This is a genomic window from Staphylococcus condimenti (assembly GCF_001618885.1).
GTDB classification, from domain to species: Bacteria; Bacillota; Bacilli; order Staphylococcales; family Staphylococcaceae; genus Staphylococcus; species Staphylococcus condimenti.
In genome coordinates, this window is record NZ_CP015114.1 from 2033754 (window position 1) to 2059322 (window position 25569).

The 25569-nt window shown below is 33.2% G+C and carries 19 protein-coding genes and 1 pseudogene; 15 read left to right on the forward strand and 5 right to left on the reverse strand.

The window, feature by feature from the left end; all coding sequences use genetic code 11:
• Positions 1-351: 351 nt before the first annotated feature.
• Positions 352-1497: a glycosyltransferase gene (locus tag A4G25_RS09715; protein ID WP_047132542.1), complete on the forward strand. Its 1146-nt coding sequence runs from the start codon at positions 352-354 to the stop codon at positions 1495-1497.
• An 87-nt stretch (positions 1498-1584) separates the two neighbouring features.
• On the opposite strand, the gene A4G25_RS09720 is transcribed toward A4G25_RS09715, so the two are convergent.
• A complete protein-coding gene (locus tag A4G25_RS09720; RefSeq protein WP_047132541.1) occupies positions 1585-2949 on the reverse strand; it encodes an FAD-dependent oxidoreductase in 1365 nt (454 codons plus the stop codon).
• Between the two features lie 275 nt (positions 2950-3224).
• Here A4G25_RS09720 and A4G25_RS09725 point away from each other — a divergent pair, with 275 nt between their 5' ends.
• From A4G25_RS09725 to A4G25_RS09750, 6 genes are all read left to right on the forward strand, one after another.
• A complete protein-coding gene (locus A4G25_RS09725; protein WP_047132540.1) occupies positions 3225-3776 on the forward strand; it encodes an NAD-dependent epimerase/dehydratase family protein in 552 nt (183 codons plus the stop codon).
• Positions 3777-3937: 161 nt separating this feature from the next.
• On the forward strand, positions 3938-4459 hold the full coding sequence (locus A4G25_RS09730; RefSeq protein WP_047132539.1) for an Rrf2 family transcriptional regulator: 522 nt from the start codon (positions 3938-3940) through the stop codon (positions 4457-4459).
• Between the two features lie 157 nt (positions 4460-4616).
• A complete protein-coding gene (locus tag A4G25_RS09735; protein ID WP_047132538.1) occupies positions 4617-5351 on the forward strand; it encodes an ABC transporter ATP-binding protein in 735 nt (244 codons plus the stop codon).
• Entirely contained in the window at positions 5341-6459 is a 1119-nt protein-coding gene (locus tag A4G25_RS09740; protein WP_047132537.1) for an ABC transporter permease, read from the forward strand. Before A4G25_RS09735 ends, A4G25_RS09740 begins: the two co-directional genes overlap by 11 nt.
• 309 nt (positions 6460-6768) lie before the next feature.
• Positions 6769-8376, forward strand: a complete 1608-nt coding sequence (locus tag A4G25_RS09745; RefSeq protein WP_047132536.1) for a xylulokinase — start codon at positions 6769-6771, stop codon at positions 8374-8376.
• Positions 8377-9160: 784 nt separating this feature from the next.
• Entirely contained in the window at positions 9161-11686 is a 2526-nt protein-coding gene (locus tag A4G25_RS09750; RefSeq protein WP_052766768.1) for a glycosyltransferase, read from the forward strand.
• An 85-nt stretch (positions 11687-11771) separates the two neighbouring features.
• Here the strand turns inward: A4G25_RS09750 and A4G25_RS09755 are convergent, their stop codons facing one another.
• The 3 genes from A4G25_RS09755 to A4G25_RS09765 form a co-directional block, all read right to left on the reverse strand.
• Entirely contained in the window at positions 11772-13247 is a 1476-nt protein-coding gene (locus A4G25_RS09755) for a YSIRK-type signal peptide-containing protein (RefSeq protein ID WP_047132535.1), read from the reverse strand.
• Positions 13248-13566: 319 nt separating this feature from the next.
• Positions 13567-14238, reverse strand: a complete 672-nt coding sequence (locus A4G25_RS09760) for a haloacid dehalogenase type II (RefSeq protein ID WP_047132534.1) — start codon at positions 14236-14238, stop codon at positions 13567-13569.
• 108 nt (positions 14239-14346) lie between these two features.
• Positions 14347-15228 carry a helix-turn-helix transcriptional regulator gene (locus tag A4G25_RS09765; protein WP_047132533.1) on the reverse strand — a complete coding sequence of 294 codons (882 nt, stop codon included), beginning with the start codon at positions 15226-15228 and terminating at the stop codon, positions 14347-14349.
• A gap of 236 nt (positions 15229-15464) precedes the next feature.
• On the opposite strand from A4G25_RS09765, the gene A4G25_RS09770 reads away from it, so the two are divergent.
• The 7 genes and pseudogenes from A4G25_RS09770 (at position 15465) to A4G25_RS09800 (ending at position 24436) form a co-directional block, all read left to right on the forward strand.
• A complete protein-coding gene (locus A4G25_RS09770) occupies positions 15465-16889 on the forward strand; it encodes an AMP-binding protein (protein WP_047132532.1) in 1425 nt (474 codons plus the stop codon).
• Between the two features lie 6 nt (positions 16890-16895).
• Positions 16896-18044 (forward strand): annotated as a pseudogene (locus A4G25_RS09775) (thiolase family protein).
• Positions 18045-18764: a hypothetical protein gene (locus A4G25_RS09780; RefSeq protein WP_047132531.1), complete on the forward strand. Its 720-nt coding sequence runs from the start codon at positions 18045-18047 to the stop codon at positions 18762-18764.
• Between the two features lie 123 nt (positions 18765-18887).
• Positions 18888-20117, forward strand: coding sequence for an arginine deiminase (gene arcA / locus A4G25_RS09785; RefSeq protein WP_047132530.1), 1230 nt, complete (start codon positions 18888-18890; stop codon positions 20115-20117).
• A gap of 429 nt (positions 20118-20546) precedes the next feature.
• Positions 20547-21782, forward strand: a complete 1236-nt coding sequence (gene arcA, locus A4G25_RS09790) for an arginine deiminase (protein ID WP_047132529.1) — start codon at positions 20547-20549, stop codon at positions 21780-21782.
• A gap of 279 nt (positions 21783-22061) precedes the next feature.
• Positions 22062-23492 (forward strand): arginine-ornithine antiporter, encoded by a 1431-nt coding sequence (gene arcD, locus A4G25_RS09795; RefSeq protein WP_047132528.1) that lies wholly within the window; start codon positions 22062-22064, stop codon positions 23490-23492.
• A gap of 272 nt (positions 23493-23764) precedes the next feature.
• On the forward strand, positions 23765-24436 hold the full coding sequence (locus tag A4G25_RS09800; protein WP_047132527.1) for a Crp/Fnr family transcriptional regulator: 672 nt from the start codon (positions 23765-23767) through the stop codon (positions 24434-24436).
• A gap of 43 nt (positions 24437-24479) precedes the next feature.
• Here the strand turns inward: A4G25_RS09800 and A4G25_RS09805 are convergent, their stop codons facing one another.
• Complete coding sequence (locus A4G25_RS09805; RefSeq protein WP_047132526.1) at positions 24480-24932, reverse strand: arginine repressor; 453 nt, start codon at positions 24930-24932, stop codon at positions 24480-24482.
• Positions 24933-25247: 315 nt separating this feature from the next.
• Between A4G25_RS09805 and A4G25_RS09810 the strand changes: the two genes are divergently transcribed.
• Positions 25248-25469, forward strand: a complete 222-nt coding sequence (locus A4G25_RS09810; protein WP_047132525.1) for a hypothetical protein — start codon at positions 25248-25250, stop codon at positions 25467-25469.
• The last annotated feature ends 100 nt before the right edge of the window (positions 25470-25569 follow it).

Genomic DNA, 25569 nt, shown 5'->3' on the forward strand with positions numbered 1-25569 from the left:
AGTTTCCTCATATCAATATTTTTAAGCGTAGTATAATACAATTCTGAGTTGATAGAGGAAAAAAGAATGAAAATATACATAAAATTAACATTAGGTTTATAGTTTTTAGTGATAATGACAGTAATAACAAATTTGATAATCTTACTATATTTCAAAAATATTTAGTTTCTGTAAAGAAGCATATAATTATTCGAATCGCACAAAAATTTTTCTTATAATAGTGGCCAAGTATCCTAAAAGAAAAAATAGAAAAGTAAAAATAATTTACTAATGTAAAATCGGGTATACAAAATACGAGACCTTGTATATATTAATGGAATTCTTAACTTTTAAAAAGGATGGAGTAATAGAATGAGTAAAGTAAGAATGATAATCCCATGTTTCAATGAAGAAGATGTAATTAATTACACGTATAAAGAATTGACAAAAGTATTAGCAAAAGACTCTGAACTCCATCATTATGACTACGACTTGCTGTTTATTGATGATGGCAGCAAGGATCGAACAATAGATATGATAAAAGATTATAGTGAACAAGATGAGAAGGTAAAATATATATCTTTTAGTCGTAATTTTGGCAAAGAGGCAGCCATGTTTGCAGGTTTAGAAAATAGTCAGGATGTGGATGCAGTTATTATTTTAGATGGCGATTTACAACATCCGCCTGAATTGATTCCGCAAATGATTGAGAAATATTTAGAAGATGGTACAGACCAAGTTATCGCAAAACGTAATCGTGAAGGAGAAAAAGCATCACGTAAATTTATGACCAAATGCTATTATAAATTGATTAACCGTTTTGTCGATGTTCCAATCGAAGACGGGGTCGGAGACTTCAGATTGTTAAGCCAGCGTGTTGTACGCTCGTTAGCTGAATTGGATGAAGCACAACGTTTTTCTAAAGGACTTTTTTCATGGGTAGGTTATCCTACAGAAACAATTGAATATACGAATCAAGAACGTGTGGCAGGAGATTCAAAATGGTCTTTCTTTAAATTATTAGATTATGGTGTTGATGGTGTAATTTCATTTAATAATAAGCCACTTCGTACAATTATGTATTTTGGCATGGGTATTTTTGGAATTAGTATTGTCTACCTTCTTGTGAACTTTATTATGATTCTTGTAAACGGTATCGACTCGCCGGGTTACTTTTCAACAATTTTTGCGGTGCTTTTCTTAGGAAGTATTCAACTGATTTCGATAGGTGTTATCGGAGAATATATTGGCCGTATTTACTATGAAGTGAAAAACAGACCTAAATATCTTAAGCAAGAAACGAATTTAAATGAAGAAGATAGCGACAGTAGAAAAGTAGCAAGTATTAAATCCTCAAATCGAGACTATAGAGATAACCGTAAGGTAGAGCCGTTGCATCATGCGATATCTAAACCTGATGAACAGGTTTCTTACCATGCAAATCGTAACGACCGAGAAGAATTAGAAAAAGAAGAAAAGGCTAATCAAGCACGTCGAATAAAAGAAATGAATTTATAGATAGAAGAAGGCGATACGCATGATGCGTATCGCCTCTTTATTCGTTATATTAACCTTTTAGATAATGAGTTGAATTAATAATTATTATTAGAATAATTGTTTGTCTTCAGGGAAAACATCGTTGCCTAATGCGCTTTGAGCAAGTACGTTCAGATAATTCCAAGGACGATCAAAATCAGGTTGGAAGAAGAAATCAACTAATGCAAGATCTTCTAATGTCCATCCAGCATTGACTGCCACTGAAATCGTATTGATAGATTCCACTAAGTCTTCAGTACTCATAATTTGTCCGCCTAAAATACGATGAGAGTCTTCATCGTAAATAATTTTAAGGTGCACTTTTGTATCATCTTGTCTGAATTTAGGACGAACTGGCACTTCGATATATTTGGCACCTAAATTGCCGTCATAACTGTCTGCTTCTGTTTCATGTACACCAGTTTGTCCAAATTTATAGTCGAATAATGCTAGGCCAGATGTACCTGAGACACGTGGCATTTTCATATCCTTACCAGCCATATTGCGTGCTGCTACATAACCTTGACGACGAGAGTTAGTTGCAAGCGCAATATAACGTTCTTCATGGATTGGTGCATAAGGAATTAAAGTAGCATCTCCGCTTGCGTAAACATCTTTTTCTGATGTTTCTAAACGTTCATTAATTTTGATAATACCTTTCTTGCCTAAATCCACTTTGCCTTCTAACCAATCTGTAGCAGGATTAACACCAACCGCGAATAGCACTGTATCGGCTTCGTATTCACCATTATCAGTCACTACTGCAGTAACGTTATTATTATTATCTGCTTTTAACGCTTTTACGTTTTCATTACCTTTGAATTTTAATCCGTGTTCAGCTGAATTTTTTTCTAAGATATCAGTGAATTCTTTATCTAGATAAGTTTTGATAAGGCGGTCGCCGTCATCCATGATAGTTGTATAAATACCAGCTTTAGTAAATGCTTCAGCAGCTTCAATGCCGATATAACCGCCGCCAACTACAATGGCTTTCTTCGCATTTTGCATACGTTCTTTAATTTTGCCGGCCCACTCTTCACCGCGCATAAATAAAACGTTATTATAATCATTTATGCCGTCGATTGGAGGTTCATTTGGCACGCCGCCTGGGCTTAAGAATAACTTGTCATAAGAAACTTCGGATTGACTGCCATCTTTTTCCACAGTCACTGTTTTATTTTTGGTATCTAAATCTGTAACAGTTGTTTCTAGATGCAAGTTCACACCTTGGCTTTTAAGCGACTCAGCATCTGCATAATGCAATGAATGTAACGAAGGTGCAACATCTTCTAAATAACTTTGAATACCGCAAGATAAGAATGATGGTGATGATGCACTTTCGAAGACTTCAATTTGCGCTTCTGGGTCTGAAATTAATAATGTTTGAATTGCAGCATAACCTGCATGTGATGTTCCGACTACTACATATTTCATAATGATTTATTTCCTCCTTAGGATGAGGATAATACTTCTCATCTTTATATATTTTGAAAAGTTTTTGAAATAGAAACTTTTTAAATGTCTCTTTACATCCATTTATTTACCACGAAAAATAGGTTTTATTCAGTTGAGAGGGGAATACTAAAAATGTTGATAGAATTGTCAAAATTAAATTCATATAGAGTTTGAATATTTGAAATTACAGACGATAGAGAATATACTTTATTTGTAACATTAATTATTACAAATTGAAATTGGAGGAATTAGATATGAGTAATAACGTAATTATTGTAGGCGGAAATGGATTCGTAGGTAGAGAAATAACAATGCAATGGGCAAACAGATTTCCAGAAGCTGAAATTTATATTACAAGCCGTGGCGATAGAAAAGAAATTCAAGGTGCACACTTACATCATGTGCAAGTTGATGTAAATGATGCACAAAACTTTGAGAATGCTTTACATGGTGATGAAGTAGATTACATCATCACTTTAACTTATGGAAGTCAAGATGCTGTAAAAACAGTTCGTGATTTTGCAGAAAAACACAACTTGAAAGCTATTGGAAATGTTGGTATTCAAGATTTTGGTATCCCAGAAATGGCTGATTTTGTAAGCATGAAAAAAGATGAGCTGAAAACATTGCAAGAAGGTTCAGTACGTGTTGCAAATTATGATGCAACTGTCATTTGGAGTGAAAATCGTAATGATGAAATAGGTAAAGGTGTTAAAGCAGGAGACTATGATGAAATGCCTCCTGTAAGTGTAGAAGTTGTCGCTGAACAATTAATCGATCGCACAACTAAAGCTTGGAGAGCATAATAAAAGTAGATTCAGTACATTGATTTTATTTCATTGAAAATCATATAAAGAAGTCTTAAATATACAATTCTAAAATCATAGGAATCTTTCTTTTAATGGTCTTCACAAATTGTAGTTTGTAATATTTGTTGCTACAATTTAAAGAGAGAGGAGTGAGTAATATGCGTGTAAGTACTCAATTTCCCATTGCTGTTCATGCATTACTCATGATTGCCTATTTTCCTAAAATACGTGTCACGAGTGATATGGTTGCAGAGAGTGTTGGTAAAAATCCTGTGATTATAAGAAATGTATATAAAAAGTTGAAAGACGCAGATTTATTGATTATCCAACGTGGCGTTGGTACAACCAAGTTAACGCGTTCTGCTAGTGAAATTACATTATGGGATATATACAAAGCTGTTGAAACTGATCAAATAGATGAAATCTTTAAATTCCCAGAGACTTTATCTGGTGTATGTCCTGTTGGTGGATCTATCCGAGAATTACTAACGATTCATTTGCAGGAGGCAATCGATGAATTGAAAAATGCCTTATCAAAGACTACTATTGAAGAATTGCGTTTTGAAATCGAAGCGCATAATGAAAAAGAAATCGATTTTCCAGCTATTGTTGAATGGTATAAGAAAAATAACTTTGACACGAACTATGAAGATTTAGATAAAGTTAAAATAGAGGAATAGAATTATAAGGCTGATTAGGCGCGTAGATAGATTGACTATCTTCGCGCTTTTTTATATGTCTATATGCTCAATATATCAAGTTCTTTTATACTAAATTGCAATGTTATACGGTAAGACGCATAATAAAGCTAAGCAAAGAATGAAGGTGAGGGGTTAGATGGCTGAGATAGTAGCAGAGTTAGAACAGGCCCGTAAAGTATTCGGCAAGCAAGTAGTTTTAGAAGACATTACTATTGAGCTAGAGAAAGGCCAAATTCTTGGATTGATTGGACCTAGCGGTTCTGGTAAAACGACTGCGATTAAGTGTCTGCTTGGAATGGAAAAGTTAGATGGAGGCAAGGCATTGATTTATGATGAAAAGATGCCAAATCGCAAGGTGTTAAATCGAATTGGGTACATGGGTCAAACTTTAGCACTATATGAAAACCTAAGCGCAAAAGAAAATTTAACATTTTTCGGCAATTTAAAAGGGTTATCTGGTAACAAGTTGAATTCAGAAATTGAACGTTATATGAAATTAGTAAATTTAGAAGGAAAATTGAAAGATATTGTAAATACATTTTCTGGTGGGATGAAACGTCGTTTATCTTTGGCAATTACTTTATTAGCACATCCGGACTTATTAATCTTGGATGAACCTACAGTTGGGATTGATCCGAGTTTAAGACAATCAATATGGCGAGAGTTGCGACATTTATCTGAAGAAGGTCAAACAATTTTGATGACCACACACGTTATGGATGAGGCAGAACGTTGTGATAAGGTGGGTTTATTAGTCGATGGTCATATTTTTGCTTTAGGAACACCTGATGAGTTGAAGGAAAGGTTCGATGCCGATAGCATTGAAGAAGTTTTCTTAAAAGCAGAGGAGGTGAAGAATAATGAGGTTTAAAGCGATTTTAGTACGTGTTATTACTGATTTATTCAGGGATAAACGTACACTAGCATTAATGTTTATTGTTCCTTTGCTGATTTTAACAATTATGTATTTTTTATTTAATAGTGATACGGATGAACATTTGAAAGTAGGATTTTCAAACGACGTACCTAATAGTTTTGTGAAAGCTTTACCTAATGATAAAACAGACACCTCTACATATAAAAATGTGGATTCTGTAAAATCGCTGATTGAGAAACATAACCTTGATGCATTTGTGAAGAAAAAAGGTGATAAATTAGAGGTCACATACACAAATGAAGATCCAAGTAAAACGAATGCTGTAAAGCAGATGCTCGGTGGTGCAATACAGAAGAATAAAATGCAGGGCGTTATGAAACAAGTGAATACGATGAAAGCTCAAATGAATAAAATGCCTGGAAATGACAAAAATGCCGAAACAGGAAAATTAGATAATAGTTTATCAATGAAATCTCATTATTTATATGGAGATTCAGATAGTACTTATTTCGATAAAATGTTCCCGATTTTAATGGGATTCTTCGTGTTCTTATTTGTATTTTTGATTTCTGGAATTGCATTGTTGCGAGAGCGGACATCAGGAACGTTAGAACGTGTTTTAGCAACATCTATTAAACGAAGTGAAATTGTTTTTGGATACTTAGTAGGTTACGGTATCTTTGCAGTTATACAAACAATGATAATCGTTTTATTTTCAATCTATTTATTGAAAGTAGAAATGGCAGGTAATCTTGGTTGGGTATTGTTGATTAATATTTTAGTTGCTTTTGCTGCATTAGCAATGGGATTATTTATTTCAACTTTTGCTAATTCAGAGTTCCAGATGTTGCAATTTATTCCGGTTGTTGTCGTTCCTCAGGTTTTATTCTCAGGTATTATTCCATTGGATAATGTGAACCGCTGGATAGCAAGTATCGGTTATTTATTCCCGTTGCGTTATGCAGGAGATGCTTTGACGAAGGTAATGGTAAAGGCAGAAGGAATTGGATATTTCTGGTTGGATGTTTGTATTTTATTATTGTTCATTATAGTGTTTACAATTTTGAATATTGTAGGGTTGAAACGCTATCGAAAAGTTTAGATTTAGGATTGAAAGCGGACTTCGGTCCGCTTTTTTTATAGGATTCTAAGTACTGTTTTAAATGTTGAAAGATATTTATATTATTAACAGTTATTCTATTATAAAAATTTACTGAGTATAGGGATGTTTTTAGAATTTAAAGCAAACAGAATATAAGAATAACGATTTACTCATCAAATTGTATTCGATTCATTGACAGCGCTTTCGTTATATTCTAATGTTTTTATAAACAATTACTTAGCATCATACAAACATACATATAAAATGAAAAATTAAGAAATTCGTAAATTTGAAATGGAAGGAAATACTATGTCGAATAATATTGAAACAATAAAACAGATGATTGAAGATGGCGGCTTGTCAATTGGTATTGAATTTGGTTCAACGCGTATTAAGACAGTAGCTGTGGATGAAAATTGTACGACCGTTGCAACGGGATCGTTTGAATGGGAGAACCAATTTTTAAATGGTTATTGGACATATTCAATTAATGATGTGTGGATCGGACTGCAAAAGAGTTATCGTGAAATGGCGGACTATGTAAGACGTGAATTCGGGGTTGCAATTCAACGTGTGAAATCTATAGGTATCAGTGGCATGATGCATGGATATCTTGCTTTTGACGATAAAGATGATTTGCTAGTTCCTTTCAGAACGTGGCGGAATAATAATGCAAATGAAGCAGCAGGAATTTTAAGTAAAATATTTGGAGTAAATATTCCTGAACGTTGGAGTATTGCACAATTATATCAATCAGCTTTGGAAGGTGCAGCACATACTTCAAAGGTAAGTTATATGACAACATTATCAGGATTTGTTCACTGGTATTTAACCGGGGAACGTGTGCTAGGTGTTGGAGACGCATCAGGGATGTTTCCAATTGATCAGAAAACAGGCATGTTTCGAGAAGATCTATTAGAACAGTTTAATATGCTTTTTCATAAAAAAGGATTCAAACAAGATGTACGTGAATTATTACCGCGCGTATTGAGTGCGGGAGAGAATGCAGGTTATTTAACTGCAGAAGGCGCACGATTAATTGATTCTGAGAGAGAATTAGAAGCAGGAGTGCCATTGTGTGCACCTGAAGGTGATGCAGCAACTGGAATGGTTGCTACAAATAGTGTTGCACCGCGCACTGGTAATATTTCAGCTGGCACAAGTATTTTCTCGATGATTGTATTAGATCATCCATTAAAGCGTGTTTATCCAGAAGTTGACTTAGTCGCAACACCAGCAGGTCATGAGGTAGCTATGATTCATGCTAATAATTGTACATCTGATATTAATGCTTGGATGGATGTCTTTGCAGAAGTGTTAGACGCAATGGGAGTGGATTATTCTAAAGATGAATTATTCACTCGAATGTTTGAATCAGCATTGGATGGTGATACTGACCTAGGTCGCTTATTATCTTATGGATATGTTTCAGGTGAATTTATAACTGATGTACCCAAAGGATTCCCAATGTTGATTAGAGATGTTGATAGTAAGTTTACATTAGCAAATCTGATGAAAACACATATTTTCAGTGCTTTCAGTACGTTAAAAATTGGCATTGATTTATTAAAACAAAATGAAGCGATGGAAATTGATAGTATGGTAGGTCATGGCGGTATCTTTAAAACAGAACGTGTCGCACAAAGTTTCTTAGCAGCAGCTTTAGAGAGTCCTGTAAGTGTAATGCAGACAGCCAGTGAAGGAGGTGCATGGGGGATTGCAGTTTTAGCGCGTTACTTGATAGATGCAAAAGAAGGTAAAACGCTCGCAGACTACTTACAAGAAAAAGCTTTTGGGAATTCTGACGCTTTAGTCATCGAACCGAAAAAAGAAGATGTAGAAACTTTTCGTAAGTATATTAAGAAATTTGAAACAGGTTTATCGATAGAACGAAGTGCCGGAGTCTATTTGGATTAAATAACAATAAAACTTGGAGCAAGACAGTTTGAATATCAGCTCATTATATTATTCAATCTATTTGGGATTATATGACAAAGCTATCGTTATGACATACTCTAATGAATTATCCGAGGTTGCATGAAGAATTAAATATTACCTAATTGATACATCTTTATTTGTAAATGGTAGTGTATTTATATTTTGAGGTGGTTACATAACTTAATAATCTAACTGAAATAGAAAGATTTACAACTGACAAGATAATATCTTAACAAAAATACTTATCTAAAAGACAAGGCTTCTGTAAAATCAGAAGTCTTGTCTTTTTATTTTAAAAGTTATTGTTATCTTAAGATGAAATGTTAGCTAATTAATATAATTACAACCTACAAAAAACAAATTTTAGCAAAAGAAAGAATTAATTTCGCTTATATATAGAAAAAATAGGGGGAGCCGTAGGAAAAGGTTATCAAACTTAAAATATAAGGGACATTTTCTTATACAGAATTCCTTATTTTTAAATATAAATACACATGGTGGAAAATGAAATACGTCATAATATTAAATAAAAAAGTTTATTATAACTAGTCTGGATTGTGTTATAATTATTTTTGTTAATTATTTGTAAAGAATGTGTGGTTAAATTCGCTAGTTATCAATATATAAGAGGACGAGTTGTAATAAAAGTTTTTACTGCAATTCTTATTTTTGGTTGAAACTACGTATGAATTTGATATAAATATTATTTAAAGAACAATGTTACACTTTATAGGAAATGGTTGTTAGAAAGGGTTATAAACATATGTCAATAAGTTACGAAGAACTGAATTTAAAAGGCAAATTAGTTGTTCAAGCAGATAGAAAGATTAATTTTTTAATGGGACCTATAAAATCATATTATGGTATGAATAATATTAGTTTAATAATGGATTATGCTAAATGCTTTGAAAAATTAGAGGTGCAAAAAAATAGAATACTTTATCAATCAAGGGATGGTAAAAGTATGTCGGATTCACCATATGCAATTTTTAAGTATTTAATGGAATCTAGTGAGTTTAATGATTATATCCATATTTGGGCTTGTGAATCAAATGAAGTCAGAAAATATTATAAAAAAAGATATAAACATTTAAAAAATGTTGAATTTGTGGTTATTCATGGAAAAGAATACTTAAAAGAACTATCAATTTGTAAATATCTGATAAATAATTCATCATTCTCAATTTATTTCACAGCAAAACCTGAGCAAGTTTATATAAATACTTGGCATGGCACCCCCCTTAAATATATGGGTCTTGATTTAGAAAATAGCTTATTAGCCATTCAAAATTTAATGAGAAATTTTTTTAATACCAGCTATATGGTTACACAAAATAGGCATACAACTGACATATTTAAAAGAGCGTATCAATTGGATGGTTTATATGACGGTGAATTTATTGAAGATGGATATCCGAGAACAGACCTGACTTTAAACACTTCCAGAAAAAAATTAGAAATGATTTTGAAAAAAGATGGTGTGAAATTTACCCGAAAAAAGAATTTACTGTTTGCACCTACATATCGTGGTCATTTTATGGAACCTTCGGACGATATAGAACAATTAGTTGAGGTAATAAATCAATTAGAACGTAATACAGACTATAATATTTTATTAAAAGTTCACCCGTTCTTATATGATAATGTTGTAGAAGATGACCGATTGAAGAAATTTTTAATAAAGGATACTTATGATCCTAATGAAATTTTGAGCATAGCTGATTTATTGATAACTGATTATTCAAGTATTTTTTTCGATTTTTTAGTTACAGATAAGCCTATTATATTTTATACTTCAGATTATGAAAAATATAAAAATGAGAGAGGATTATATATAGATGTTGATCAACTTCCAGGACCAACTGTAACTTCTGTTGAAGAATTGATTTTTTCTATAAAAAATGAAAGTTTCAATCAACAAAAATATAAATCAAAATATAATGAGTTTAAAGAAAGATTCACTCCTTATGATGATGGAAAAGTAACTGAAAGATTAGTAAATAGAATCTTTAAGTTAACCCCTAATAAAATTAAAAAAAGTAATAAAGAAAGAGTTTTAATATATGCCGGTGGATTAATGAATAATGGAATAACAAGCTCTCTTCTTAATTTGCTTGAAAATATTGATTATAATCGTTTTGAAGTTATTATTTTTATGCAAAGAAAAACAAATAAAATTGTTCTTGACAATCTTAATAGCATCAATAAAAATGTTAAAATTATTTTGAGAAGTGGAGGTTTTTTTGCTACTTTTAATGAAAATTACAGAAATAATTTTGTTCGTAAAAGAGGAATGGTTTCTAAAATCGAAGAAAGAGTTTATCCTAAAAAAGCTTATAAGAGAGAGTTTAGAAGGTTGTTTGGTAATAGTAAATTTGATTATGTAATAGATTTTAGTGGTTACTCTATGTTTTGGTCCAATCTATTATTAGCAACTGATTCAAAAAAGAAATTTGTATATCTACATAGTGATATGAATGAAGATTTAGTTAAAGTAGTAGGGAATAAACGACCACATATTATTAACTTAAAGGGTCTTATGACTTTGTATCCTAAATTTGATAAGTTGGTAAATGTATCTGAAAATATTCATAAAATAAATGAGAAAAAATTAAAACGCTTTAAACCTGGAAATAAGTTTGTAACAGTCAGTAATTCTTTAGATTTAAAGGGCTTATTTGAAAGTGCTAAAAAACAGGAAAATATAATAAAAACAAATGAAGAAAACAAATCGATGATAATTGCTAATTCTCCAACTGGAGTAGAAATAATCAATTTCGATGAATCTAAGTTTAATATATTCGCTTGTGGTAGATTATCTCCAGAAAAGGGATTTGACAATCTGATTGAAGGCTTTTCTGAAATTGCAAATGAATATCCAAACGCGATGCTATATATTCTTGGAGAAGGTAAAGAACGTACAATCTTAGAAACTTTAATTCATAATTTAGGTTTAAGCGAAAGAGTGTATTTATTAGGGCATCAATCAAATCCTTTCAGTTTAATTAATAAATCTGATTTATTTGTTTTATCTTCGCATTACGAAGGTCAAGGATTAGTATTATTAGAATGCTTAGCGTTAAATAAAAATATATTATCGGCAGATTTAGAGGTTACTAGAGAAATTTTAGATAATGGCAGATATGGAATGTTAAAAAATAACGATGCTAAATCACTTGCAGAAGGAATGAAATCTTTCTTAGAAGGTGACAATCCTTCATATGAAAAATATAATATTGAGTCATACAATGCAAATGCTTTAAACCAATTTTACAGTTTGTTTGAATAATAAAGAATCCCGGCAAGAGAAGGAATTTTCTCTATCTTGCCGGGATTTTGTATAGGTGATTACATTTGGTTAGAATAAATTTTTATTATTCGTTTTCTTTACGACGTGCTTGTACTAAGAATAATGTTCCAGCACTTGCGAACAATGTACCTGCAAGCATTCCGAATAATACTTGATCTTGTTCACCAGTTTCTGGTAATTGTTTTTTAGCAGCTTCAGCTTTTTGTTGTGCTTTAGCTTCGTTTTTAGTAACTTTTGCTTGTGCTAAGTTTTGATCTGTTTTTTGTTCAGTTGTAACTTTAGCAGTTTGATCTTTACCAGGTTGAGCTACTTTATCACTACCAGTAGTTACTGCTGAACCTTGTTTAGTACCTTTATCTGATTTAACTTTTTTATCGTCTTTATCAGATTTATTATCTTTCTTAGGTGTTTGTTCAGCTTTTTGTCTTTTTTCAGGTTTTACGTTTGGTTCTTTAGGATCTTTATCTTTTTTAGGTGCTTGTGTAGCATCTAAAGCTTTAGCATCTTTCACAACTTTATCAATGTTTTTCACGTTATTATGTGCATCGTCATTAAGTTTGCTGTGTGCAGCAGCTTTTTGTTCAGGTGTTAAGTTTTTCAAAGCGTCTACTTCATTATGTGCTTTTTTAACTTTTTCAGCTACATCTTGAGAAAGACCAGTATTAGCGCCAGCTTCTCTTGCATGTTTTTCATTGCCGTTGTTAGTATCTAATTGTCTAGCGTTAGTAACGATACCTTTCAAGTTTTGGCCTTTGTTGTTAGCACTGTCATTTTTGATTTGTTTAACAAAAGCTTCTTTTTGTTGATCAGTTAAGTTGTGAAGACCGTTTACTTGGTCAATTGCAACTGTAGTTAAAGTTTCTAATTCTTTAGCTTCTTTCTTTTCAACAGTATTAGCGCCAGCTTCTCTTGCGTGTTTTTCATTGCCGTTGTTAGTATCTAATTGTTTAGCATTTTCAACAATAGCATTAATGTTTTGACCATTGTTATTTCCGCTATCATGTAAGATTTGGTTAATAAACGCATCTTTTTGTTGGTCAGTTAAGTTGTGTAAGTTGTTAACTGTATTATAAGCAACTTGAGTAATCGTGTTTAACTCTTTCGCAGCTTTCGCTTTAGCCTCTTGTTCTTTCGCAGCTTTTTGAGCCAATTCTACTTGAGCGTTTACAGCTTTAGCGTCTTGTAAGATACCAGGGATGTCAGCTGTAGCAGCATCAGCGATTTTTTTGTTGTAAATATCTTTAGTTTCTTTAGAAATACCATTTAAAGCATTTACTTCAGCTTGACCTTTTTCTACTTGTTCTTTTGAAACGTTTTGAGCAGTTTCGACTTGTTTTTGAGTATTTTCTTTAGCTTCTAGTTCAGCACCAGCTTTTTTAGCAAGTTCAACTTGAGCATTAACTGCTTGAGCGTCTTTTTCAGCTTGTGTAGTTTCAGCATTTGCAGCTTGAGCTCCACCTAAAAATACTAATGTTCCTAATGATACTGAGGCGATACCTACTGATAATTTTCTTAAAGAGAAAAGTTGTTTTTTCTTCATGATGTGAAATCCTCCTAATGTGGCTGTTTATAATAATGTGATAGACATAAATATATACTGCTAGTGAGTATATTTAAGTTATGTCTCTATTTTACACAATAGGGATAGACACATTTTTGCACTTTTTAAAAATTATCAGAAAATTTTCGCAATAAAAAATCATAGTTATCCACAAGTAATGTCATAATGTGTCATTACTTGCAGAAACTGTGATTTATTACACACTTTAGCCTTTTTTCTTCTAAAAATAATTAATGAAAAGTTGCTCGTTCTCTAAATTGTTATATTTAATAGGAAGAAATGTGCAATGCATGCATTTTTAATTGAGTTTCAACCAATGAACTAATTCATCTAAATCTTGAACTGTAATTTTTGGCAATGGTCCATTTTTATCAAAAATGTTTTGATTGCGATTCACCCAAGCAGTATCGAATCCAAAATTTGCTGCACCAGAAATATCCCAAGTGTTAGACGAAACGAAAAGGACTTCGTCACGTTTTACAGGATAATATTTTAAAACAAGTGCATAGCTAGCTTGGCTTGGCTTATATTGTTTAATATCGTTTGCACTAATGATAGAATCTAATTTATCTGAAATGCCAGCATTTTCAATCACAGGGTCTAGCATATCCATACTGCCATTTGAAAAAACAGATAGTTTTTTCTGTAAGTCCAATAAGGATTTAAGTGCATTAGGAACTTCTTTAAATAAATCCAGCTTCAAATATTCATCAAAAATTGTATTAATATCTTGGTGGTTGTAAGGTACTTTGTTTTGTTCGAGCGCATATTCTAAAGCTTGTTTAGTGATGTCGTCAAATGTGATATAACGTCCCATTACTTGGCGTAAGAAAGTATGTTTAAGCTGAGTATTTCGCCACAATTTAGATACAGCTTCACTCTTATTTCCTGCATACTCATCTAATTTTTCTTTTACAGATGATGTATCAAATAATGTTCCATAAGCATCAAATACAATTACTTTATACATAGTATTTCACCTCACATGATTACTTGCTTTTATCGTATCACATCAATGAAGGCATTAAAAAAGACAACCTCTTATGAAATGAAAAAAGTTGTCTAGGATTTTATGTGATTAATAATCGGATGGTTCATGATTAATCATATATGTTTCTTGCAGTTTTAATAGTTGATGTAAGACTTCGCGTCGAACATTGTCTGGTTTTAAAATTCTAATTTGCTTCCGACAAGAAAAGCAGAGATTTACAGCGTCTTCAGCACACATTTTAAATTGTGCGATACAGTAACTGTCTTTAGAGGTTTTAACGATTCTGTTCTCATAGAAATACTGCATCGATTCATATAATGAAGTCTGCATTTCAAAAGTAATCTGTTGGTAATGCTTTTGGGAATGATGAGGTGCGAAATGTTCTGGGCTAAATGTGATGTCAGTTTTTCTTAAATTTGTTATCTTTGCTTTTTGATTATAATGATAAACCAAGTTGAAAGTAAACCCTTGATATCTGATGTATAAAGGAGTGATTTCTTGACCATCACGCAAATATAATTTTTGTTGTTGATTAATAGCGCGGTTGGCTACGGTTAAATTATGTAATGCTTGATATCGATTACCAACCTTTAATTTTTCTAATTGAAGCAGCAATTCATTTTCATGTTTACTATGAAAAGTTTTGATTAATAAATTGAGATAATTGTAAACTTGTTGATCAACGACTGGTGTTACTGTTTGTAACAATGTAATGAGAAAGTAGATAGAAGTAGCGTTATCTTCGTTAGTATTATTCATAATGTATGAAGCAGAACGGTGATTATAAATGATTTCATTTCTATAACCGTGCCACTCGTCGGTATCATATAAGAAATTACGAATATTATCAATATCTCTTTGGATAGTACGAGGAGATACGTTCCACTCTTGAGAAAGTTTTTCTTTATTTACAACTTTTTGTTGAATTAAACGTGTATAAATACTAAGTATACGATGAGATTGTTCCATAATGTATAAACCGTCTCCTAACTCTAAAGATGATGAAATCAAGATGATTATAGGTATTAATGTTTATAGCAGCTATTAAATGAATCTAGAACATAATGTTATGCATTTAATGAATATTATATTACAAACCATCGTTAAAAGATATAACACAATACAAAATAGCAAAATTTAGTTCGAAAATTCAAATGTGATAAAATAAAGTGAATAAATAGCGATTTTATAAAGTAGGTGAGCATATGAAAAACAAATCAAAAGTGATGGTACAAACTGAAAATTCGGTATTAATGCGCAATATTTTTGAAAGAAACTTAGAAAAAAAGGCAGCATACATAGAAGAGTGGTCGAATACACAGCCGCAATATTCGAATCAGAGAATTGGTATCAGTATTGCAGATCCAGCTCATTTTCTCACTGTGTACCGTGCAGTACAAATAGCTGGGAAATTACCGGTAGTATTAGATCCTAAATGGACAAGTGAACAATTTAAAGAAATTTTAAAGCATTATGAAATCACATATTTGATTACTGATAAAAAGAAAGATATCGATCATATACAACAATTAACTTTAGAATCTTTTGAGGAATATCAAAATAATGAAGTAAAGTTATCAAAAATTCAGAAGTCGCCTGAGGACATGTTGCATATTGGTTTTACCTCTGGAACAACAGGAATGCCAAAAGCATATTATCGTAATCGCTTTTCATGGTTGGTAAGTTATGATGCTAATGATGCTATTTTAAATGGGGTTCCTTCCTCTATCATTGCACCAGGCCCATTAGCACACTCATTAACACTTTATGCATTGATGTATGCTCACCATCATAGTGTGCCATGTTACATGCAAACACATTATCACCCGAAACAATTGTTACAACAATTACAGGACCATTCAGGAGCAGCTGTATTTTTAGTGCCGTCGATACTGGAGCAATTATTGCAATTTGAGACCGAAAAACTTTCCGATATTAAAGTCACTTTTTTAACTTCTGGTGCTAAATTAGAACCGCATACTATTGCAAGATTTCAAGAAAAGTTACCTCACTCTGAAGTGATTGAATTTTTTGGAACGAGTGAAGCAAGCTTCATTTCCTATCATCGTGTTCATGACTATCAGCCGCATAATGTAGGTCAGCTATTTAAGGGTGTGACAATAAAATTAAGTGACGATTTTGGTCAAGAACTGCCGAAACTTACATCTACAGGGCAGCTTCATGTGCAAAGTGATATGGTGTTTTCTGGTTATGTAGATGGCATGCATATTTCTGCACAAGATGACATTGCTACAAGAGATTATGCACGAATGACAGAAAATGGTGACTTGATATTAGAAGGACGCGTAAATAATAAATGTATTATCGGAGGGATGAATGTCTATCCTGAAGAAGTAGAGCGTGTCATTATGCAGCATATTCCAGTTAACCATGTCATGGTAGATGCAATGCCTCATTATGAATTAGGAGAAGTATTGATTGCTTATTATGAAAGTAAAGAAACACTTGCAATACCTGATGTAAAAAAGGAATTGAGAAAACATCTTGAACGATACAAAATACCTATGCGATGGATTAAAGTGCCTCATATGATATGGACGTCAAGTGGAAAAATAGCGCGTCGAGCAATGAAAGAAGAATTCGGACGAAGAAATGTAAGGAAAGGATGAGCCGTTATGTATGAAGCTGTGATTATTGAAGCCAAGCGAACACCGATTGGAAGATACGGAGGGGTTTTAAAACATCTTGAGCCTGAAGATTTATTGAAACCTTTGATTCAAGAATTAATCGATTTACATGCGGATATCCCATTACATATAGATGATGTCATTATCGGCAATACAGTTGGTAACGGCGGTAATATTGCACGAAAGTCTTTATTGCATGCTGGTTTGCCACAACAGATTCCAGGGATGACAGTGGATCGTCAATGCGGTTCTGGATTAGAAGCTATTAACATAGCATGTCGTTTAATTCAAAGCGGAGCTGGAAATATTTATCTTGCTGGAGGCGTAGAATCTGTAAGTCGTGCACCTTGGAAAGTACAAAAACCACAGTCCCTATACGAAAAACAACCACCAGAAATATATGAACGTGCTCCATTTACACCTGCGGAATATGGTGATCCAAGTATGTTAGAGGCAGCAGAAAATGTAGCTCAGATGTATCAAATCTCTCGTGAAAGACAAGATAATTGGGCTGCACGCAGTCAGCACTTATATCATCAACACCAGACTGAGATAGGTCGTGAAATTACACCGTTAAAAGTACATGGAGAGATGTAAGAAACAGATGAATCGCCAAAACAAAACATAACTGCAGAACGTTTAGGACGGCTTAAAACTATATTCCCCAATGGTACTGTAACTGTAGGTAATGCATGTCCTAAGAGTGACGGTGCGGCACTTGCTTTAGTAATGTCAAAAACAAAAGCAAAAGAATTAGGATTAGTACCAACATTACGTTTTGTAGATAGTGAAGTAGCTGGAGTGAATCCTAAAGTATTAGGTATCGGACCTGTTCCGGCTGCTGAACATGCTTTAGAGCGACAGGGTTGGTCGGTATCAGATTTAGACTGGACTGCATTCAACGAAGCCTTTAGCTCTCAAGTACTCGCATCTATCGACTTATTGAGTTTGCAAGAAGCAAAAGTGAATCCTTATGGAGGCGCATTAGCAGAAGGACATCCGTATGGTGCAAGCGGAGCAAATCTTATTGCACGCTTAGTTACAATTCAAAAATATCACCCAGGAAATAAATTAATGGCTGCAATCGGTATCGGAGGCGGTATGGGGATAGCCAGCTTGTTTGGAAGTGTGACCTAAATGGAAACTTTGATATTTAAATGGAATGAAAGCAATGAGTTGTTTGCTCCTTTTTTCTTAACTAAGATTTGGAATCAATTTCCAGAATTTAAACAATTTGATAATCTGAATATACTTCTGAGAAAAAAGAAAATCTTAAAAAACCGTACATTGCATAAAGGGCAATCATATCAAGCTGCATTAGAATGCAAAAGTAAACGCGAAGTACGTAGTATGATATATTACCGATACCAATTAACGGTAACGGATGAACAAGGAATAGCAATAGAAATATTAAGTGATTTTGTAGTGATAACTAATAATGTTGAAAAATTTAATCTAACAAAAGTGCGTGAAGTAAAATCGCATCCGAATTTAAGTGAAATTTCAAAAGAAAAATTGAGTAAAGATAAGAAGTTAACATTTACTGTAGACTGGACAAATGTCTTAAAATACTTAGCAAAAGTGGAAGATGATAATCCTGTACATTCGCAGTCAGGTGTTATCCCAGGAGACTATGTTGCGATGCAGATTATTCAACATTGGAGCAACGTAAATAGACGTAATGAGATAAAAGCAAACGAGATTATCCATGATTATCAATCTATCGAATTGAAGTTTATCCATCCAATGTATCGAGAAGACCAAATATATTGTGAATCCAACATTGCAGAAGATGTTTTGACCATGAGTGTTTTTAATCAATATGGGGAAAAATGCATGGTAATTACATGTGTGTAGTAGAGATATATTTTAGATGTTAAGTATATAGAAAGTTAGCTTCACACATTACACTTGAACTTTAAGTATTGTAAAAATAAATATGCAATATTGGGGTATAAGTTCAAAGGGGAGGTTTTACATATGACAAAGCAACCAATTAATGTAAATAGTGAAATCGGCAGGTTAAAGACGGTTTTACTGAAACGTCCAGGAAAAGAATTAGAGAATCTAGTACCGAATTATTTACAACGTTTGTTGTTTGATGATATTCCATTTTTAAAAGAAGCTCAAGCAGAACATGACCAATTTGCGCAATTGTTAAGAGATGAAGGGGTAGAAGTGCTTTACCTTGAAGATTTAACTGCTGAAAGTATTGCAGATCCGATGGTAAGAGCACAATTCATAGAAGATGTACTTAAAGAATCAAAAAAGACAATCCAAGGTCATGAAGAGGAAATTCGCGACTTATTTAACGCACTCACAGACCAAGCACTTGTAGAAAAAGTAATGGCTGGCGTACGAAGAGAAGACATACAACTTAAAACACCGCATTTAACAGAATATATGCGTCATCCATATCCTTTTTATATGGATCCTTTACCAAATCTTTATTTCACAAGAGACCCACAAGCTTTTATAGGTAATGGTGTATCTGTGAATCAAATGCATTGGCCAGCGAGACGTCGTGAAACGCTATTTATTGATTATATCTTGAAACATCATCCAAGATTTGCTGATGCAGATATTCCTATTTGGTATGACCGTCATATGCCGTATCAAATGGAAGGCGGCGATCAATTAGTACTTTCAAAAGAAGTATTAGCAATCGGTATTTCAGAACGTACTTCTGCACCTGCTGTTGAAGAGATTGCACGCAAGATTTTCGCACAACCCGATTCGACATTTAAAAAAGTTATCGCAATTGAAATTCCAAATACGCGTGCATTCATGCATCTCGATACAGTGTTTACAATGATTGATTATGATAAATTTACTATTCATTCTGCAATTCAAGAGATGAGTGATCAATTCAGCATCTTTATTATCGAGCCAGATGGAGATGACATTAAAATCGAGAAATCAGATTCATTAAAAAAAACACTCGAAGATGCATTGCATGTTCAAGAAGTTGAACTGATTCCCACAGGAGACGGCGATCCAATTATTGGACCGCGTGAACAATGGAATGATGGTTCCAACACACTGACTATCAGACCAGGTGTAGTAGTAACTTATGATCGTAATTTTGTGTCTAACCAGTTACTACGTGATAAGGGAATCAAAGTACTTGAAATTAAAGGAAGCGAATTAGTTCGTGGACGTGGAGGTCCACGTTGTATGAGCCAACCCATATATAGAGAAGATATTTAAAAAATTACTGTCACCTAAAACAAGGTGGCAGTTTTTGTGTTTAAGAACAAAATAATCGTTAATTTAATGAAGTCTATAATTTATTATCAATAAAGCATAATGAGTTATATGCAAAATAAATTAATATTCACTTTATAAATGTCAAAACACGTGTTAACACGGTCACATTTCAATGTGTATTCACATATTATGAATATATTCTCTAAATAATGAATAAAATACTTTTTAAAGAAATTCAAACTAGAAAAGTGCTGCAGAAACAATGGAATATGCATAAAAAAGACGGGATAATGTAGTATTTATACAAATTTATGCAATGAATAAATTTAAGAGTGTGAAAAATACAACATCCATTATGTGATTTAAATCACATATACAGTGTTTGCAAGGGCTTACAATGTAGACAAATAGAACAAGGAGGTTTCACAAATGAATGAACATCCAATTAAAGTAAATAGTGAGATCGGAAAATTGAAAACGGTATTGCTTAAACGTCCAGGAAAAGAATTAGAAAATTTAGTACCTGAGTATCTTGGTGAATTATTATTTGATGATATCCCGTACTTGAAAGTAGCTCAAGAAGAACACGATAAATTCGCACAAACGCTTCGTGATGAAGGCATAGAAGTTGTTTATCTTGAAGACTTGGCAGCAGAAGCGATTGAAGATCCAGAAGTGCGCAAACAGTTTGTTGAAGATGTTTTAGCAGAATCTGAAGAAACTTTATTAGGGCACGAAGATGCGATTAGAGCATTGTTCGAAGACTTAGACAATAAAGAATTAGTGGAAAAAGTAATGGCAGGTGTACGTAAAGAAGAAATTCCTTTAGAAAAAGAACACCTTGTAGAATACTTAGATGATTCTTATCCATTTTATATGAATCCGATGCCAAACTTATACTTCACTCGTGACCCGCAAGCATCTATCGGAAATGGTATGACAATCAACCGTATGTATTGGCCAGCTCGTCGAAGAGAATCTATTTTCTTCACTTATATTTTAAAATATCATCCACGTTTCAAAGATGCAGATGTGCCAGTATGGTTAGACCGTAATTCACCATACAATATTGAAGGCGGAGATGAATTAGTATTATCTGAAGAAGTTGTAGCAGTGGGTATCTCAGAAAGAACATCAGCACAAGCAATTGAAAGATTAGCAAGACATATTTTCGCTAACCCTGAATCTAAAATCAAAAAAATCGTTGCAATTGAAATTGCGAATACAAGAGCTTTCATGCACCTCGACACAGTGTTTACAATGATTGATTACGATAAATTCACAATTCATTCTGCTATCGAGAAAAAAGGTGACGATATGAATATTTTCACTATCGAACCAAGCGATGATGGCAAAGATATTAAAATCACAAAATCATCTAACTTAAAAGAAACATTAAAAGATGCTTTAGGTTTAGATGAAATTACATTTATCCCAACTGGAGATGGAGATCCTATTGTTGGTCCGCGTGAACAATGGAATGACGGTTCTAATACATTAACAATTCGTCCAGGTGTTGTAGTCACATATGACCGTAACTATGTTTCTAACCAATTATTACGTGATAACGGAATCAAAGTAATTGAAATTACTGGTAGTGAATTGGTTCGCGGTAGAGGGGGCCCTCGTTGCATGAGTCAACCGCTATACCGTGAAGATATCTAATTTCAAAGTGATAGCTTGGCTTTAAATGAAATGGATTGCATCAATAGAAGTGATTCGAAGTCTTTGTTTAAAGCCTTGCTTCCAATTAATAATACTGCTTTGAAAACAAATCTAAAACGGCGGCAGTCGACAAATAGCCCGCGTACTTATGAAGACCGCACGAAAAACTGTTAAAGCAGTATGCGTCAAAAACTTAATAAATTGACAACACATACTTAGCAGCAAAGAAAGTTTGATTTTTGCTTTTGTATAGCTGCAAGTGTTAAAGGAGTTTTGAAAATGAGCGAACAATTAGAACAGAATAAACTCAGTAAAACAGCTTTAATCGGTTTGGTCATTGGTTCGATGATTGGCGGCGGTGCCTTCAACATCATCTCAGATATGGGCAGCAATGCCGGCGGATTAGCGATTATTATTGGCTGGATTATTACTGCAATCGGTATGATTTCACTTGCATTTGTCTTCCAAAACTTAACAAATAAACGGCCGGATTTAGACGGTGGAATATACAGCTATGCACGTGCAGGTTTCGGCGACTTCGTTGGTTTCTCTAGTGCATGGGGATACTGGTTTGCGGCATTCTTAGGAAACGTTGCTTACGCGACATTGCTGATGTCAGCAGTCGGCAACTTCTTCCCGATATTTAAAGGTGGAAATACACTACCAAGTATTATTGTGGCCTCTATCTTACTTTGGGGTGTGCATTTCTTAATATTACGCGGTGTTGAAACAGCAGCATTAATTAATAGTATAGTAACAGTTGCGAAATTAATCCCAATATTCCTAGCTATCGTATGTATGTTGGTAGCATTCCATTTTGACACTTTTATGGCAGGTTTTGCAGGAATGAAAGGCAATATTACGTTACCGCTTAACTTTTCAAATATCATGGAACAAGTAAAAAGTACTATGTTGATCACTGTATGGGTATTCACAGGTATTGAAGGAGCTGTTGTATTCTCAGGTCGTGCCAAAACTAAAAAAGATGTGGGTACAGCAACAGTTATCGGACTTTTACTTGTATTAATTATTTACTTCTTGTTAACAGTACTTGCACAAGGTGTAATTGAACAAGGACACATTTCACAACTAGATCAACCATCGATGGCTTCATTACTTGCACACATCGTGGGACCATGGGGTTCAACAGTTGTTAATATCGGATTGATTATCTCAGTGCTCGGAGCATGGTTAGGTTGGACACTCCTAGCTGGAGAGCTACCATTCGTAGTAGCAAAAGATAAAATGTTCCCTAAATGGTTTGCAAAACAAAATAGTAACGGCGCACCAGTAAACTCATTATTAATCACAAATATATTAGTGCAACTCTTCTTAATCAGTATGTTATTTACAGAAAGTGCTTATCAATTCGCGTTTTCACTCGCATCAAGTGCCATATTAATTCCATATGCATTCAGTGCTTTCTACCAATTTAAATATACAATTCAAGAAGATCGTAAGAGTCACGTTCAATTAATTATTGGTATCATTTCATCAATTTATGCAATATGGCTCATTTACGCAGCAGGTGTAGATTACTTATTGCTTACAATGCTGCTTTATATACCAGGTCTTTTCGTATACTACACTGTTCAGAAAAATAAAGGTCAAAAATTAATTACACGTGATTATGTATTAATGGGCTTCATTGTACTTTTCGCAATTATAGGTATTATCCGATTGGCAACAGGTGCAGTTAGTGTATTTTAGTACTTAACTTGGTTTATATGATTAATTCTAGAATATAAATTATTTAATATGATTGTGGAAAGGCATTGATTTCAAAATGGAAATAATGTTTTGAAGCAATCATATTCTTATATAAAGAACTTTTTGAAAGGGATGTAAGTAGTCTGTAGTGATACAATTCCTAAGTTAACTACTGATTATGATACAATGGGATTGTTGAATTAAAAAAACGAATTTAAGTTGCAGGAACACACATCCATTTACAAAAAGACAGAGAGATGAGGTGAATGTGTATGAGCAAGGTAACAGAGACTTACCAGTCTTCTATTCAAACATTATCTAAAATTTTAGAAGTACCATCAGGACTGCTCGTTCCTCATCTTTCTGAAATTTATGTTCGGAATTATGAGAAGGGCCAAGTCATTTATTATCAAGGTTCTGAAGCAGATAGTATTTATTTATTAATTGAAGGATATATTTCTCGTGAACAGTTAAATGAAAATGGTGATAATTACTTAATGTTGAATCGTGACAGTACACTCTTTCCGATCAACCATCTTTTCGAACAAAATCATTATGAGGAAACTTGCATAGCGCTGACCGACGCATTGATTGTACGCATACCCAAAAATCTAATTGAATATTTGAGTAAGAATAACGAAGACACTTTTGTTAAGATATTCAAATTATTGAGAAGCGAAGAACAAGTATGTATGAATCGCAATATGGCATTGATGGGACGTAATGCTGAACAAAAAGTTATTAATACTTTACGCACACTTTGCGATACAATTGGCACGGATCAAGGTGCATATTATGAAATAGATAAAGTGATGACAGTGACATTATTGAGTAGTTTGGCAGGTGTATCCAGAGAAAAAGCCAGTCATGTTATCAAAGATTTAAGCAATAAAAACCTCGTGTTAAAAAATTATCAGACTTGGACTATCAGCAAATCACTATAAAAAAGAGCAGCTGCCTTATCTTCTGGGCAGCTGCTCTTTTTCATCAATTTTCTAATAAAAGATATTTTACATATTCAGCTTCTTCTGGTGATTTTAATAACACCATTATGACATCATTACCGCTTACTGTACCTAATACATGCGGTAATTGCATTTGATCGATACAATAGTTGATTGTACGTGCAAAGCCAGGTTCTGTTTTAATTAAGATATAACTATCTTTGACAATAATTGAATTAACACTGTCCTGGCGATATTTTTTGAACGCTTCGCGATAGCTTTTCGCAGAATTTTTTTCTGGCAATACATAATATGATTGATCCGCACCATTTGGGACTTTCGTGACATTAAGATACTGTAAGTCTTTTGCTACAGTTGTCATACTGAAAATCAAATTATATTGTGCCTCCAAAATTTCTGATAACTCACGAACAGTCGAAATTTTATTATTTTTTAGCAATAATTTAATTAATTCAAGACGCTTTTCTTTCTCCATACCGTCATCCCTTAAATTTATAATTATACATTATTATTGTATTCTATAAGTTGACTGAACTCAATCGTAAGTATCCATATTTTTGAAATTTTAATACTTTGGATAAAAATGCTATAGAGTAAAAGGAGTTGTTAAACTGCAGCTCCCACTTAGGATAAATACACTTTTTATTTGTATTGTATATATGTGTAAGCGGCATGTATTATTAGATATTGCTAAACCACTTAAAAATAAAGTTAATATATATAAAACGCAATAATTATGATAGAATGATATGAATAATATAATTAAATACATCATAGGGGGTGCATCAAGATGATTATATTCATGGAAATTATGATCGTTACAATTATTGCGCTTATTTTAGAAGAACGCATGACGAAACATGGAAAAACGACAAAGACGCAATGGTTTAAACGTATGGCTACAATAGGGGCAATTGTTGTATTGATTACAATTGGCATATCGTTTATTCAAAATATTGATGCAGTAATAGCTGGATTTAAAGAAGGATATTCTAATTACGACAATTTTTAATATATTCATATAAAATGGTACAAGTCAGAAGATAAGCTCCCTATAAAGCAGACATTGAGAAAGTGATTGCTTTATAGGGAGCTTTGTTCAAATGGTTTTA